We start from the raw sequence: 15592 nt of genomic DNA on the forward strand, positions 1-15592 counted from the left end.
CCTGATAAAGATGTCGCATCGACGACTTCTGTAGGGGGCTCGCGGCAGGGCGTGGATCAGTCCCGGTGCATCGATGCGGAAACTGAATGGATCGATCAGTTCGACTTCGCATTGTCGGCTGCCGTCGCCGGTGCGCCGGCGGGCGCGCCGGTCGCAGCATCCGCTGCCGGCTGCCGCGCGGCTCCGCCGGTGAAGCGCTCGATCACCGAGCGCACCGCGTCGCGGGTCTTGCGATCTTTCACCGCATCGAGCAGCGGGGCGGATGCGGGCGAGCGGCGGATCAGGCTTTCCGGATCGGGGAAGATCAGCGGATCGTCCCACGGGCCCTGGATCACGAAAGGCAGATCGAACGCGTTGCCACCGGCGGATGTCGAGGTCAGGCTGGCGACGCCCTTGAGATCGTATTCGCGCGACGGCACCGAGGCGGTGCCGGTCAGCGTGATCTTCGCGGTGGGGCTCTCGACCCGGATGTCGTCAGCGGTGGCGACGCCGTCGGCGAATTTCACCGAGATGCTGAGATTGTCATAGGGCGTCGAGCCGGAGCGGAAATTGCCGCCGCCGGACAGCGGCCGCTTCTCCAGCCGCTTCAAGAGCTGCTCGACATTGAAGCCTGCGATCGCGCCATCATGCCCGTTCAGCGTTGCGGTGCCGTCCAGCGATGAGGCGAGCCCGAACGGGCTCGAGCCCGAGGCCGTCAGCGAGACGTTGAGGTTGCCGCGGCCGGACAGCTTGTTGATGCCGAACAATTCGCTGGCGCAGGCCTGCAAGTCGACATCGGTGAACTGGAACTGGGCCCTGACGTCGGCCACCGCATCCGAGCGCGCGATCGCGAACGAGCCCTTGGCGATGCCGCCATACATCTGCGCCTCGCCGACGCTGAGCGCGAGCGCGCCGCCGCGCAGATTGGCGCCGAACGCGGTGCGGCCGAGCTTGGACGGGCCGACCGTCACCTTGGCGGCCGACAGGCGCATGTCGAGATCGGTCGACGACAGCGAGGTCAGGTCGAACAGCTGCCTGTTCCAGTCGCGCTGGCCGCTGGCCAAAAGGCGGAACGTCGAGATGTAGGGCGTGAAATCGAGATTGCCGGCGGCAAGCGTCGCCTGCAGCGTCTGCCGGCCGTTATTGGCGTAGGTCATCACGCCCTCGGCGACATTGCCGTCGAGCTCGACATTGACATTGGTGAGCGCGACCGAGCCGCCGACCACATTGGCGCGGGCCTTCAGGGCGAAGCGGCCGAACCCGCCACCGCCGCCGGGCGGCGCCTGCCCCATCCAGCGCAACGCGTTGCGCAGCGACGGTGAGTCCATGGTGGCGACACCTTCCATCATCAGGCTGGTGCGGTTGGCGACGGTTCCGTCGAATGCGACCTTCAGCGGCGCGCTGGCGAGCCGGGCCTTGAGGCCGGAACGGTCGCCCGACAGCAGCGCGACGAAATCGCTGGCGCTGATCGAGCCGTCGACGCGCTCGCCGCGCCAGTCGAACTGGCCGGTTGCGGCAAAGGAACGCGATATGGAGGGCCAAGCCAACGAAAGATCGATATCGCCGAGCTGCTCGGAGATGTTGTTGGTCCCATCCTGGTAATTCAGCTCGCCGTCCTGGATCCGGATTTCGGAGAACGACACCTGGTTCTCGGCGCCGGGCGTCATCGTCTTGGCGATGGTCTCGACGAATGGTGTCCAGTTGCTCTCGCCGGCGCCGTCGCGGACCACACGGATATGCGGGCGCAGCATCATGACGTCGGCAATCTCGAACCGCCGCAACAACAGCGGCAGCAGGCGCAGATTGGCGGTCAGCACATCGACCTGCAGGGCGGGACCGATGGTGTCGGCGCCCTTCAGCCCGACATTATGAAAGGAGACATAGCTGCCCGGAAACACCGAAACATCGATCGGGCCGTTGACCACGAGTTCGAGCCCGGTCACGGCGCGAATCTGCGCTTCGACCGCGCGCTGCAGCGCGTCCCGGTTGAGGAACCACGACGTTCCCACCAGCCCGACGAGCACCAAGCCTAAAAGAGCCGCGATCGGCATCCCCAGGCGCTTAATTCCTTGGGCCATCGTCAATGACATATCCGGGTCGGGTTGAGTTTTGTGGGGTCGTCGTCGAACACTGCCGGCTGCGCAATGGTAGCCGGTGCCAACCCACGCAACTTGAAGGGTTTTCTTGTCGCTTTCAAGGCCATGTTGCTGCCGCGGGCGGCCGCCGGTCGCCGTACGGGCCGTGATTGACGCGCTGCGAAGATTCCGCCTAATAATCCGCTGGTCACAGCCGTTCCGCGCCCTCCATCAGGTATTTGCTGCATGAACAAGGTTTATCCCGACGCCAAATCGGCACTCGATGGTCTCCTCAAGGACGGCATCATGATCATGTCGGGGGGCTTCGGCCTCTGCGGCATCGCCGAAACCCTGTCGGACGCGATCCGCGACTCCGGCGTGAAGGGGCTGACGGTCGTCTCCAACAATGCCGGCGTCGACGGCATCGGCCTCAGCCGGCTGCTGGAAACACGCCAGATCAAGAAGATGATCTCGTCCTATGTCGGCGAGAACAAGCTGTTCGCCCAGCAATATCTCGCCGGCGAGCTCGAGCTCGAGTTCAACCCGCAGGGCACGCTGGCCGAGCGCATCCGCGCCGGCGGCGCCGGCATCCCGGCCTTCTACACCAAGACCGGCGTCGGCACGCTGATCGCCGAAGGCAAGGAAGTGAAGGAATTCGACGGCGAGAAGTACATCATGGAACGCGGCCTGTTCGCCGACGTCGCCATCGTCCATGCCTGGAAGGGCGACACCGCCGGCAATTTGGTCTACCGCAAGACTGCCCGCAACTTTAACCCGATGATGGCCACCGCCGCGAAGGTCACCGTCGCCGAGGTCGAGCATCTGGTTCCGGCCGGCGAGATCGACCCGGACCACATCCACACCCCCGGCATCTTCGTCAAACGCATCATCGAGGTCGGGACCGGCAACAAGCGGATCGAATTCCGCAACACCCGCCCGCGTCCCGCAGCCTAAAACATAATCCTTCAGGAGAGCCTCATGGCCTGGACCCGTGAACAGATGGCCGCCCGCGCCGCCAAGGAGTTGCGCGACGGCTATTACGTCAATCTCGGCATCGGCATTCCGACGCTGGTCTCGAACTTCATCCCCGACGGCATCGACGTCAGCCTGCAGAGCGAGAACGGCATGCTCGGCATGGGCCCGTTCCCCTATGAGGACGAGGTTGACGCCGACCTCATCAACGCCGGCAAGCAGACGGTGAGCGAGCTGCCCTCGACCAGCTATTTCTCCTCGGCCGAATCCTTCGGCATGGTGCGCGGCGGCCATATCGACTTGTCGATCCTCGGCGCCATGCAGGTGGCGCAGAATGGCGACCTCGCCAACTGGATGATCCCCGGCAAGATGGTGAAGGGCATGGGCGGTGCCATGGACCTCGTCGCCGGCGTCAAGCGCGTCGTGGTCGTGATGGAGCATTCCGCCAAGGACGGCGCCAAGCTGCTCAAGCAGTGCAACCTGCCGCTGACCGGCGAGCGCGTGGTCGACATGGTGGTCACCGATCTTGCGGTGTTCACCATCGACAAGCACGGCAAGGACGGCATGGCGCTGATCGAGCTCGCCGACGGCGTCACGCTCGACGAGGTCAAGGCCAAGACCGAGGCCGAATTCCGCGTCGCGCTGAAGAACACCTGAGATGTGTGGGGCGGGACGATCCTCGATCCGTCCCGCACGATCCGCCGACGCCACCTTCATCGCCCGCATCGTGCTGGCCGCGCAGCGCGGCCCGTTGCCGCGCGGCTGGACCGACATCGCGCTGGATCGTCCTGAGCCGGATTGCCTCGACTTCATGGCGCGGCTCGCCATTGCGCGGGTGCGGTCATGGTATCACGTCGCCCATTTCCTGATTGCTGAAGTCGACGGCACCCCGGCCGCAGCGCTGTGCGCGCTGCCCGCGTCCGGCACTGTCGTCGCGGCCCGCGCCGCGATCGAGGAGGTGGCGCCACAGATCGGGGCCGATCCGGCCGCCATCGTCGCGCGCGGCGGTTATGCCCGCAATTGCTGGGTTCAGGGCGGCGAGGGCGACTGGCTGATCGAGCATGTTGCAACCGAAGCGTCGCATCGTGGCGGCGGCCTGGTGCAGGCCCTGATCGCCCGCGCACTCGCCGACGGCAAGGCCGCGGGCTTTGCGCAGGCGTCGATCTCGTTCGTGATCGGCAACGAAGCGGCCGAGCGCTGCTACGCCCAAGCCGGTTTTTCCTTCGCCGAAGAGAAGCGCGACGCCGCATTCGAGGCGCTGACCGGCGCGCCGGGCTTCCGCAGATTTGCGCGCGGGATGTGAGGGGCGGCGCGCGGCCACACACACCGCCGTCGTCCTGGCGAAAGCCAGGACCCATAACCACCGAATTTGCTTGTGAACGGGATCGCGGCCGCAGCGCCGCGCAACAATTGAGATTTGGGGTAACGGGTCCTGGCTTTCGCCAGGACGACAATGGGATTCCGATTCACATGTCAAACAGCCTGTTCAGTGTCATCACCCGCGAAAGCGGGTGATCCAGTATTCCAGAGACGCCGCTGCTTGAGCCGAGAGGCCGCGGCGTACTGGATCGCCCGGTCGAGCCGGGCGATGACAGGTGTGGATGAGGACGCAACTTCGCATTCTCGCGACCGAACGCGACATCAATGACGAGCGCAAGCGCGTCTCGGTGACCTATGACGCAGCCGTCAACGTCGCGCTCGGCGCCGGCGATTACGTCGCGGTCGCGACCTATGCCGACGGCCAGAAGGTGGAAAAGCCGTTCTCCGTCGCTGCCGGCAAGCGCCAAACGCTGGAGATCAAGCCGTAGAGCGATACGGCGTTGCTCGTCGCGCGTATCTCGGTTCAAGCATTCCGGCCTAAAGCGCGATGAGATTGGGTTGAATCGTCATCGCGCTTTCGCTCTTTGTCTGAGCATGATCTTTTCGGAAAACCGCTTCGCACTTTTCCGGATCATGGTCTGGCGCCGGAATGCTTGACGATCATGCGGTGGGCTGCAGGAGCACCCACCGTTTCACGACGCTTCCTGCGGGACCGCGGATGGCGCTTCCTCGCCCTTGAGCTCCTCGAGGCTGCGGTGCCGCGGCTCGATGCCGAGCGCCCATACCGTGATGATCTGCACGATGAGCAGCCCGATCATCAGCGCCATCACGCCGGCGACGCCGCGCGCTTCGAACAGCATCACGACCAGGAACGGCGTCACGATGGTGGCGCCGCGGCCGAGCGTGTTGACGATGCCGGACGCGCGCAGCCGCACCTCGGTCGGGAACAGTTCGGGAATATAGATGCCGAACAGCAGCGCGACCAAAACATAGATCGGCACGGTCAGCGCGAAGCCTGTGGCCGGCAGCAGGAATGGATCCGAGATCATCGGATAGATCACGCCGAGGATGATCGTGACCAGCGATGCGCCGATGATCGTCGGCTTGCGGCCCCAGCGGTCGGCAGTGAGGGCGCCGATCGCCGAGCCGATCGGCGCGCCGAGCGCCATCAGCAGCGAATAGCCGAACGAAGTCGCGACCGAAAGGCCCTGCTTGATGAAGAACACCGGCAGCCAGGTCACGAAGCCGTAGAGCAGCGTATTGATGGTGATCAGGCAGATCGCGCCGACGATCATGCGCGACAGCAGCGGCGCCGTGAACAGGGTGGCGAGATCGGGCGACACCGGCGCCGGCGTTGCCGTGGCGGGGGCCGGCAAGGGGCGGCCCTGCGCTGCTTCCTTCTCGATCGACTGCATCAGCGCCTCGGCCTCGGCGGTGCGTCCCACCGCCTCCAGCCAGCGCGGTGATTCCGGTAGCGACTTGCGCAGGTACCACACGATCAAGGCGCCGACGCCGCCCAGCACGAACATCGCGCGCCAGCCGAAGTGCGGGACGACGATGGAGGCGACCAATAGCGCCACCGGCAGGCCGGTCACGACGCAGACGGCGGTGAAGCCGAGCCACTTGCCGCGGCTTCGGGCCGGCACGAACTCGGTCATCGTGGAATAGCCGACGACGTTCTCGGCGCCGAGGCCGACGCCCATCACGAAACGGCAGGCGATCAGGAAAGCCATGCTCGGCGCAAACGCCGCCGCCAGAGACGCGATGCCAAAAAGCAGCAAATTGAACTGGTAGGTGAAGCGTCGGCCATAACGGTCGCCAAGGAACCCGGTGCCGAATGATCCGAGCATCATGCCGACGAAGGTTGCGGAGATGAACGCGGCGTTCTGGGCGAGCGTCGAGAACCCGGTCTTCAGCGTCACGCCGAGCACAGTGCCGGCGATATAGATGTCGAAGCCGTCGAAAAACATCCCGATCCCGATCAGGATCATGATGCGGCGATGGAATGGTCCGATCGGCAGCCGATCGAGACGGCTGCCTGCGTTGACCGATGTCGACATGTACGCTCTCTCCTTGACTGTTTCCTCGTGGATGCGGCCCGCCATCTGTGGGCGTTTGCCGCTTGCCTGACTGTGGCTAGTTCAAACGGCGCTGGCTGGCCGTGTCGCGGTACCAATCGAACGGCTGTTCGTGGGTCGCGACCATCACGCTCTTGGTGTTGAAATGGTCGTCAAAACTCTCGGTGCCGCATTCGCGGCCAATGCCGGAATCGTCGACGCCGCCCCAGGGCGAGGCCGGATCGAGCCGGTGATGGTCGTTGATCCAGACGATGCCGGCCTTGACCGCGGCGGCAACGCGATGGGCGCGCGCGACGTCGCGGGTGCGAATGGCGGCGGCGAGGCCAAACGGCGAGTCGTTGGCGAGCCGGAGCGCGTCGGCCTCGTCCTTGAACGGCGTCACCGAGGTGAAGGGACCGAACACCTCCTCCTGGAAAATCCGCATGTCGGATTTGACGTCTGCGAACACGGTCGGCTCGACGAAATAGCCGTTGTCGTGACCCGCGACCTTGGCGGCGACGCCGCCGGTGAGGAGCCGCGCGCCGTCTTCATGGCCATAGCGCGCATAGGTCAGCACGCGGTCGCGCTGGCGCGCCGAGATCACGGGTCCGAGCTGGGTGTTCGGATCGAAGGGATCGCCGATGCGGATGGTGCGGGTCTTGGCCTTCAGCTTTTCGACGAACTCGTCGTAGATCGAGGCCTGCACGATGTGGCGCGACGCGCAGACGCAGGTCTGTCCGGCGCCGATGAAGGCGCCGAATGCGGCATAGTTGACGGCGCGGTCGACGTCGAAATCGTCGAAGATCATCACCGGCGTCTTGCCGCCGAGCTCCATGGTCTGGTGCGCGAACACCTTCGCCGCGGCGCTGCCCGCGATGCGGCCCGCTTCGGTGCCGCCGGTCAGCACCAGCTTGTCGATGTCGCCGTGCTCGGCCAGCATCTTGCCCGCGCTCTGGCCGAGGCCGAGCACGATGTTGAAGACGCCGGGAGGCAGGCCGGCCTCGTTGAAGATCTGGGCGAGCTTCAGCGTCGTCAGCGGCGTGTATTCCGACGGCTTGACCACGGTGACGCAGCCGGTCGCCAGCACCACGGCAAGCGACTTGCACAGGATCATCAGCGGATGATTGAACGGCGTGCAGTTGGCGACGATTCCGATCGGCGTGCGCAGCGTGTAGTTCAGATAGGAGCCTTCGACCGGGATGACGGAATCGCGGCGCGACAGCGCCACGCCGGCGAAATAGCGGAAGAAATCCGGCAGCCGCGACAGCTGCGCGCGGGTCTCGTTGACGGGTCGTCCGTTGTTCAACGTCTCCAGCCGGTACAGCGTATCGAGATTGGCTTCGAACGCGTCGGCGAGCCTGTTGACGAGCCGCGCACGCGCGCGGGTATCCATTCCGCCCCATGCCCTGCCTTCGAACGCCGCGCGCGCGCTCTTCATCGCGCGGTCGATGTCTTCAGCGGTCGAATTCGGGATCCGGGCGATGACGTCGCCGGTCGCGGGATTGCGGACGTCCAAGAGCTCGCCGACTCCGGCCTCGACCTCGCGTCCGTCGATGAAATTGCCATGGATCTCGACCTCGATCGTCGCGGGCTTCGACGGAATGTTCATGCTGACCTCTCTTCGACGATGACGGCGTTGCGCTTGAGCGCCGGCAGGACGCGCTTTTCGGTGGCGGCGATGTGCGCCTTGATGATGCGGGCCGCGGTGCGCCCCTCGCGCTGCTGCATGGCGTCGATCAGGGCGACGTGTTCGGCCACGAGCTTCGCCGGATCGTGGCCCTTCAGGTTGGAGACGCTGACGCGCACCAGCCGGTCGGCCTGACCAATCAGGTCGCAGAGCGTCGCCGCCATCCGGCGGTTGCCCGATGCGTGCGCCAGCGCAGAGTGGAAGCCGCGATTGTAGGCGATGAAGTCCTCATGGCTGCCGGAGAAGCGGCGGAATTCATCGAGTGATTTCAGGATGCTGTCTGGCGCACTCTCGATCGCTTCGGCGACGCAGGCCGGCTCGAGCGCAAGCCGAAAGCGCAGCAGGTCACGCGCGTCGGACAGCGAGATCGGATTGACCCGGTAGCCCTGGCGGGGCTGCACCGTCACAAGATGCTCGCGTTCGAGCCGCAGCAGGGCGTCCCGGACCGGCTGGCGGCTGACGGCATAGCGCTCCGCCAACTCCTGCTCGCGCATTTCATCGCCTGGGGCGAAGTGGCATGATAAAATATCAGACCGCAGGTTTTCGTAGATATTGTCGCGCAAAAGGATCATAGTGTTCAGGCTCCCGCCACCAAACTGCAATCTGTGAAATATCACGTCAAGCCTAAAATGCTTGAAATCAGCTCGATTTGATTTATCAATCGTCGCGAAAGGGGCCTCGAGGCCCTCGGCCCGATTTGGAAAGAGACCGGCAATGGACAGGCTTTTCGCCAACCGCACCGTCAACGCAGCCCAGTCGGGCGAGGGGCCGCCGCTGCTCCTGTTTCACTCCCTGCTGTCGGACCGCGCGAGCTTCGATGCGATTGTGCCGGAGCTGGCCCGGTCGTTCCGGACCATCGTGGCGGAACTGCCGGGATTTGGCCGATCGGCCGCGATCGAAGGCGGCCTTGTTGCCATCGCCGACCGGATGGCGGAGGCGGTGCACGATGCGGCTGATGGCATGCCGGCCGTCGTGCTTGGCAATGGCTATGGCGGGTTCGTCGCACTGCAGATGGCGATCCGCCACCCGGCGCTCGCGAGCAGGCTGATCCTCGCCGACACCGGAGCTGCGTTCTCCGAGCCGGGCCGCGAGGCGTTTCGCACCATGGCAAGAGTTTCCCGCGAGAAGGGGCTCGCCGCGATCACCGACGTTGCGATGCGCCGGCTGTTCGCACCGGATTTCCAGGTGCAGCATCCGGCGCTAATGGAGGATCGCCGCGAAGCCTTTTTGCGCACTGATCCCGACGTGTTCTGCGCGGCCTGCGATGCGCTGGCGAGCCTCGATCTGCGTGCCGAACTCGCTGGCGTGACTGTCCCGACACTTGTGGTGGTCGGCGAATACGACGAGGCGACGCCGCCGCCGATGTCATACGAATTGGCAGCCGGACTGCCGCGAGCCGAGCTCAGGGTCGTTCCGGGATGTGCGCACGTCCCGCAGCTGCAATCGCCAAAGCTGTTCCTCGATACGATCGGCGATTTCCTGTCGATCAAGCAAGCCGCGCCCACTGCGTGACGGCGCCGCCGCTCGCGCCCGCGCCGCGGCCTGCCGACAATTTGGGCAGAACGCCCAGCTAATCCGTTTCACCTCGACGGCATCTCTGCCTAATCTGGCGGACACGGAGGCGAAACCAGATGCGCGCGATCCTTGATCACTGCAGTGGAGCGACGCAACGGAGCTTGCCGGCCGGCACCGATTTCATCGAGGAGGGCGGCAAAACCGGTCACCTGTTCGTGCTGCTCGAGGGCAAGGTGGAGGTTGTGAAAGGCGAAAGTCTGGTCGCCGTGATCGACGAGCCCGGCGCGGTGTTCGGCGAGATGAGTGTGCTGCTCGACCGGCCGCACAGCGCGAAGGTGCGCACGGCGTCGGATTGCGTCCTGTATGAATTCGACGACGCGGCGTCGTTCCTGCGCGAGCAGCCTGCGGTCGCGCTGCTGATCGCGCAGCTGCTGGCGCAACGGCTGCACGTCGCCACGACCTATCTGGCCGACCTGATGCACCAATATGCCGACCACGGCACCCATCTGGCGATGGTCGGCGAGGTGCTGCAGAGCATGATCAACCTGCCGCCGATGCAGGTCGCGCCAGGCTCGGATCGGCAATCCGATCCAAGGATGTGAGCCAGTCCGGCGCCTCGTGCAGCGGCGTTGCCGGCCGATGCAGGGGGGCGTTGAGATCGACGATCTGCGCATCGCCGGCGGCGAGCCAGAACGCCTTGTCCTGGGTGAGATCGAGCACGATGTAGACCGGCGGCCGGCCCGGCTGCAGGCCGGTATTGAACACCCAGGTGGTCCCGATGCGGTCGAACCACGAGCCGCTCGGGATGAACGGCGATTGATGCACATGGCCAGAGATCACCATCGCCGGATGGTGGCGCTCGATCCAGCGCAGCAGTTCGACGTCGCCGAAGAAGCGCTTGCCGCCCCAGCTGATCGGGGAATCCGCCGGCGGGGCATGATGCACCCAGACCCAGCGGCGGTGCGGGATGGCGGCTGCCTCGCGCAGCTGGTCGTCGATCCGCGCCTTGACCAGCGGGCCGTCCCACCACGGGCATACCGTGAACAGCGTGTCGCCGATGGTCAGATTGTCGCCGTCGCAGGCCACGCCGGATTCCCTGATGCCGGCGACCCATCGCGCGACCTTCTCGCCCTCTGCGTTGCGCTCGTCGAGGTCATGATTGCCCGAGCAGAAGATCACGCGCGTGAGGCCAGCGAGCCGCGACAGGTATTTCGTGACGACCACGATCTGGGCGCGGAAATCGACCGCCGAGCCGAGGTTGAGCGCATCGCCCGCGAAGATCACCAGGTCGAATTGCGGCGCGGCCGCCAGCAGCCAGTCGAACTGCGGCAACGAGTAATGCAAGTCGGCGACGACGAGGCAGCGCATCCGGCAAATCCAAATGCTTGGGACAATGGGGGTGGATTGCTAAGGCAATGAACTTCAAACAATCTGAATTGCAGCAAGATTTATGCCGTGCCGCGCGGGTCCGTGCGCGACAGATTTTCGCAGTCGAGCAAGTCATGCGTGCTGTTTGGGCGGTGGGGCGCGAATTCAGGCGTGATCCGAACTCAGATGCGCGCTGCTCAAACGAAGTGAGGTGAGCACGCTGGCCAGGATCCCTCTCCCCTTGTGGGAGAGGGTGGGGAGAGGGGTGGCCCCGGGTGTGAGATGATCGAGGTGAGAGGCGGTCTCACAATCTCGGCCGCGTGGCGTTGAAGAATATTAGATGGAGAGAGCATGCCGTGTGGCACCCCTCTCCCTAACCCTCTCCCACAAGGGGAGAGGGAACCCTTCCGCCGGTGCGTCCCTCACGCAACTGGCGCAGACGATAAGCCACACGCGCGTGCCGAAGACCTCAGTTGTGTGCGCGCGCCGCCCCCTCACGCCCTTGCGGTGGCGTGGGAGAACACGATCTCGATCAGCGTGCCGGTGCGGCCGCCGGTCTTGATCTGGAACTTGGCGCGGTTGGCTTCGACCAGCGCCTTGGTCAGCGACAGGCTGACGCCGCCGGAGCCGGCCTGATCCGACGGCGTCGGCGCGCGGAACGGTTCGAGCGCGGCGGCGACCTCGTTGTCGTTGAGGCTCTGCCCGGTGTCGCGCACGCGCAGCATCACCTCGCCGAAATCCGACAGCGCGGTCGAGACGATCACCTGGCCGCCGGCATTGGCGAGATGGATCGAGTTGCCGATCAGGTTCAGCGTGATCTGGCGCAGCGCGCGGGCGTCCGCGACGACAGGCGGCAGCGTGTGCGCGAGCGAGGTGCGGATGATGATGCGCTCGCGGTTGGCCTGCGGCTGCATCACCGCGACGCAGCTCTCCACCATCTCGTTGAGGTTCTGGTTGGTGAAGGCGAGGTCGAGCTTGCCGGTCTCGATCCGCGACAGGTCGAGCAGGTCGTTGACGATCGCGATCACCCGCTCGCCGGAGGCGCGGATGTCCTTCATGTATTCGACATAGCGCTCGTTGCCGAGCGCGCCGAAGCGTTCGCCTATCATCACCTCGGAAAAGCCGATGATGGCGTTGAGCGGGGTGCGGAGCTCATGGCTGATCCGCGCCAGCATGTCGGTCTTGGCGTTCCCCGCGCGCTCGGCGAGCCGCCGCGCCTCGCGCAGTTCGACCTCGCTTCGCTTTGCCTGCGACAGATCGCGGAACACGGCGAAGAAGTTCGGCCCGTCGGCGCGGGTGCGGTCCATCGTCACCGACAGCGGGATGATGCCGCCCTGGCGGACGCGGCCGAGCGTCTCGCGGCCGTGGTCGAGCAGGCTGGCGACGCCGGCGGATTTCACGCTGGCGAGATAGTCGCGGATGCCGTGCTGGCTCTCCGGCGCGAACAAATCGGCGAGGTTGTGCGCGATGAACTCGTCGCCGTCATAGCCGAACAGCGCCTCGGCGCTGCGGTTGCAGGAATGGATGTTGCCCTCGGCATCGAACATGATGATGCCCTCGGCCGCGGTGTCGAGGATCGCGCCGAGCTCCTCGGCGTCGGCGTGGCCGGCCTGCGGCTCAGGTGGCGCAAGCACCGGCTCCGCGATCGCGGCCGCAGGCTCGGGATCGGACAGCGCGGCGGCGACCGCGGCATCTTCCTCGAGCGTGCGCGAGAAGATAAGCGCCAGCGCGGAATCGTCGTCCCAGGTGATGGTGTGCAGCCGCGCTTCCGCAGATACGGACTCTCCGGAGTTGCCGCCATTCTGGTTGGCCGAGATCGTGACCGGCGTGCCGGTGCCGGAGGTGCTGCTCGCCTGCGAGACGCCCGGCTCGACATAGAGCGCGTCGAGCCCGCCGGCGGCTTCCAGCCCGTGCAGGCTGTCATAGCCCATGCGCGTGAGGAAGGCGTGGTTGGCATAGAGCAGGCGGTCGAGCCGGTAGATCAGGATGCCGACCGGCAGCAAATCGAGCAGCGCGCGGTCGCGCCGGGAGTCGGCGCGCGGCGCAGGCTCGGCCGCGGCGAGCCAACTGACCTTTTGCGGGTCGGCCGGCGACGCTTGCTGCGCGACCGTCTCTTGCTGCGCCTCCGCCTCCTGGCGCGCCTCGCCCGGGTCGGGCTCCTCGGCAACCGGCTCCGCGGCGGCGCTCTGGTTCGTCGACGCGGTGAGGCCGGCCTCGCTCTCGAGCCGCGCTGATAATTGGCGGGCGAGCTCGTTGAAGGCGTTGTTCTCGACCGGCGTCAGCGACGGCGGCCTTGTGTCGCCGGCGGGGCGGAACTGCACCACGTTCGGTGGCGGGTCTTGACGCACTTCGTGCGTTTCCTCGTTCGTTTCCACGGCGTGTTCCGGATCGGCTTGGTGTGAAGTTTTTGTTGCTGTCGGCTCGGTCAATTCCTCGGGTGGTGCGGCTGCGGTCGTGTCGGGCGGCGGCTCCGCGTGCGGCGGAGGATTGTCATGCGGCGGGGCGGCGGGGCCGGGCGGCGCATCGGTGCGCGGCACAGGCGCGACATCGGCCGACAAGGATTGCGGCGAGATCGAGCCGCTGAAGAACTCATAGCGGCGCATTGCTGCGAGTCGCGCAAGCCCGTCGAGGTCGCGACACACACCAAAGCCGCGATAGCCGGCGAAATTCCGGTTGCGATCGAACACCGGCAGGCCGGACAGTTCGACCGGCAGCCGGCCGCCGCCGTCGACCGGCCAGTGCAGCGTGATGCCGCTCCAGGTGTCGTGGCTGGCGAACGCCTGCATGACGCGGCCCTCGGGATCGAGGCCAAAGCTCGCGGCGATATCGCTCCACAGCCGCCCGAAGCCGGCGGCGGTGTGCAGGCCGATTAGGCGGGTGAATTCGTCGGAGCCGAGCGAGAAGCGCGCCTCATGGTCCATCTGCCACATGAAGCGCAGCGGATGCCGCCGCACCGGCAACGGCTCGTCGAGCCAGGATGGAGTCTTCATCAGCGCTGGCGTCGCGGGCTCCGGCTCGGCGGCGGGTGGTGGAGGCGGCGCATCCGCGATCGCATAGGGCGAGGGCGCGTGATCGGCCGGCGAGGATGATATCGCGGCGGCCGGCGCGGTTGCCGTCTCCTCGAGATCGCGCGGGGGCTCAGGCGCAGGCGCTTCGACCTGCGCTTCAGCGGGCACCTCGATCAGCGCTTCCGACAGCGGCTCCTCGACGGCGGGAGTTTCGTCGGGCGCGGTGTCGAGATGCGCGGGCTCGATGGGCGCAGTTTCTACCGGCGTCTGTTCGGCTGGCGCGGGCGTTAAAGTAAATTCCGCGGACTCTTCGACCTGCGCTGCGGCGGGCACTTCGATGAGCGCGTCCGACAGCGGCTCCTCTAACGCAGGAGTTGCGTCAGGCGTGGTGTCGAAAGCCACGGTCTCGACGGGCGCTGGCTCTAGGTGCGCCTCCTCTGCTGGTGAGGGAGACGTCGCAACATCCGCGGGCTGTTCAGCCTGCGCCTCAGCGGGCATCTCGATCAGCGCTTCCGACAGCGGCTCCTCGACGGCGGGACTTTCATCAGGCGTGGTGTCGAAAGCCGCGGTCTCGACGGGTGCTGTCGCTGCGTGAGCCGGTTCTGCCGCGGCGAGAGATAGAGCGGCGTCCACATGCTCGGATTCAGTCGCGCCGATGATCGGCTCCGCCGTGGCTGCTTCTTCCGGCGCGGGATCCAGCGCATCGAACAGCGTGAAAGTCGCCGGCGCGGGGGCTTCGTCCTGTGCAACAGGTTGTTCGACAACGGCCGGCGCTGGCGGCGGCTCGGCCGCTGCGGCCTTTTGCGGTGCTGTCGCTGCTAACGTCGCGGCTTCCGGCGCCGGCGTCACCGGCGCAACCGGCTCAGGCACGATCGGCGCCGCCGGTTTTACGGCGAGATGCGGCGCCGGCTTGATCAGCGCGACCAGCGCGCGATCGGCGCCGCGGCCGATCCGCTGCAGCACGACGCGGCCGATAGCTGTGCTGGCCGACGCGCGGCCCTGCGCCAGCGCCGCGTCGCGCGCGGCATCGAGGCCGGCCTCGGTGAGATCGTGCAGGCCCGGCAGCGGCCGCGCCGCCTCATTGGCTGCGATCAAAAGTCCGTCGGCATTGAAGGCGGCCGCGGGCCGGTCGAGCCCCTGCACCAGCCGCAGCAACCGCTCGGCGAGCGGCATGCCGCGGCCGCTGGCATTGAGCGCAGACACCAGGATGCCGTGGCTGCCGTCTGACAGCTCGAGCCGCGCGCAGCCGCAGGTCGCGAGCATTCCGGGCGCAGCGCCAAAACCGGGCAGCCGCTCCAGCCTGATAGCGCCGGTCGCGGCGAGGCTGCGGCCGAGGCGGACGACCTGGCGGCGATGCGGATCGGCCGGGCCGAAGGCGCGCTTCGCCAATCCGGCGCCATTGGCGGCACCGAATACCTGCGCCCCGACCGGATTGGCCCACAGGATCCGCGCGCCGTCGGCCGACCACAGCCATGCCGGCTGGGCGCTCGTCGCATGATCCATCAGCCTCACATCGCCGAGTGCCTGGATCTGGAATTCCGCGTCGCTGATCACGCCAGATTTGACCGCATGGGTTGGGCTTTCTTCCTTAGCTTTGCCGAAGGGGCCGGC

Annotated in this window: 12 protein-coding genes; 6 read left to right on the forward strand and 6 right to left on the reverse strand. The window is 66.3% G+C overall.

All coding sequences use genetic code 11. From position 1 onward, the window contains the following. Positions 1-95 precede the first annotated feature (95 nt). Entirely contained in the window at positions 96-2057 is a 1962-nt protein-coding gene (locus tag K359_RS0149705; protein WP_029085536.1) for an AsmA family protein, read from the reverse strand. 243 nt (positions 2058-2300) lie between these two features. Here K359_RS0149705 and K359_RS0149710 point away from each other — a divergent pair, with 243 nt between their 5' ends. From K359_RS0149710 to K359_RS0149725, 4 genes are all read left to right on the forward strand, one after another. Continuing rightward, on the forward strand, positions 2301-3008 hold the full coding sequence (locus tag K359_RS0149710; RefSeq protein WP_029085537.1) for a CoA transferase subunit A: 708 nt from the start codon (positions 2301-2303) through the stop codon (positions 3006-3008). A 24-nt stretch (positions 3009-3032) separates the two neighbouring features. After that, positions 3033-3683, forward strand: a complete 651-nt coding sequence (locus tag K359_RS0149715; protein WP_029085538.1) for a 3-oxoacid CoA-transferase subunit B — start codon at positions 3033-3035, stop codon at positions 3681-3683. A 1-nt stretch (position 3684) separates the two neighbouring features. Then, on the forward strand, positions 3685-4329 hold the full coding sequence (locus tag K359_RS0149720) for a GNAT family N-acetyltransferase (RefSeq protein WP_029085539.1): 645 nt from the start codon (positions 3685-3687) through the stop codon (positions 4327-4329). A gap of 298 nt (positions 4330-4627) precedes the next feature. Then, positions 4628-4834 (forward strand): hypothetical protein, encoded by a 207-nt coding sequence (locus K359_RS0149725; RefSeq protein WP_029085540.1) that lies wholly within the window; start codon positions 4628-4630, stop codon positions 4832-4834. 204 nt (positions 4835-5038) lie between these two features. Here the strand turns inward: K359_RS0149725 and K359_RS0149730 are convergent, their stop codons facing one another. The 3 genes from K359_RS0149730 to K359_RS0149740 all read right to left on the reverse strand — a co-directional run bounded on the left by K359_RS0149730 (position 5039) and on the right by K359_RS0149740 (position 8662). Then, entirely contained in the window at positions 5039-6406 is a 1368-nt protein-coding gene (locus K359_RS0149730; protein ID WP_029085541.1) for an MFS transporter, read from the reverse strand. A gap of 76 nt (positions 6407-6482) precedes the next feature. Further along, positions 6483-8012, reverse strand: coding sequence for an aldehyde dehydrogenase (locus K359_RS0149735; RefSeq protein ID WP_029085542.1), 1530 nt, complete (start codon positions 8010-8012; stop codon positions 6483-6485). Next, entirely contained in the window at positions 8009-8662 is a 654-nt protein-coding gene (locus tag K359_RS0149740) for a GntR family transcriptional regulator (RefSeq protein ID WP_084518884.1), read from the reverse strand. The genes K359_RS0149735 and K359_RS0149740 overlap by 4 nt, the downstream gene beginning before the upstream one ends. A 142-nt stretch (positions 8663-8804) precedes the next feature. On the opposite strand from K359_RS0149740, the gene K359_RS0149745 reads away from it, so the two are divergent. Further along, positions 8805-9602, forward strand: coding sequence for an alpha/beta fold hydrolase (locus tag K359_RS0149745; RefSeq protein ID WP_029085544.1), 798 nt, complete (start codon positions 8805-8807; stop codon positions 9600-9602). A 119-nt stretch (positions 9603-9721) separates the two neighbouring features. Beyond that, positions 9722-10207: a Crp/Fnr family transcriptional regulator gene (locus tag K359_RS0149750; RefSeq protein WP_029085545.1), complete on the forward strand. Its 486-nt coding sequence runs from the start codon at positions 9722-9724 to the stop codon at positions 10205-10207. On the opposite strand, the gene K359_RS0149755 is transcribed toward K359_RS0149750, so the two are convergent. Next, complete coding sequence (locus K359_RS0149755) at positions 10146-10973, reverse strand: metallophosphoesterase (protein WP_029085546.1); 828 nt, start codon at positions 10971-10973, stop codon at positions 10146-10148. The two genes, K359_RS0149750 and K359_RS0149755, sit on opposite strands and share 62 nt — an antisense overlap. Before the next feature lie 494 nt (positions 10974-11467). Then, positions 11468-15532 carry a PAS domain-containing protein gene (locus K359_RS0149760; protein WP_029085547.1) on the reverse strand — a complete coding sequence of 1355 codons (4065 nt, stop codon included), beginning with the start codon at positions 15530-15532 and terminating at the stop codon, positions 11468-11470. Positions 15533-15592 lie beyond the last annotated feature (60 nt).

The sequence above is a fragment of the Bradyrhizobium sp. th-b2 genome (genome assembly GCF_000426785.1).
Taxonomy (GTDB): domain Bacteria; phylum Pseudomonadota; class Alphaproteobacteria; order Rhizobiales; family Xanthobacteraceae; genus Bradyrhizobium; species Bradyrhizobium septentrionale.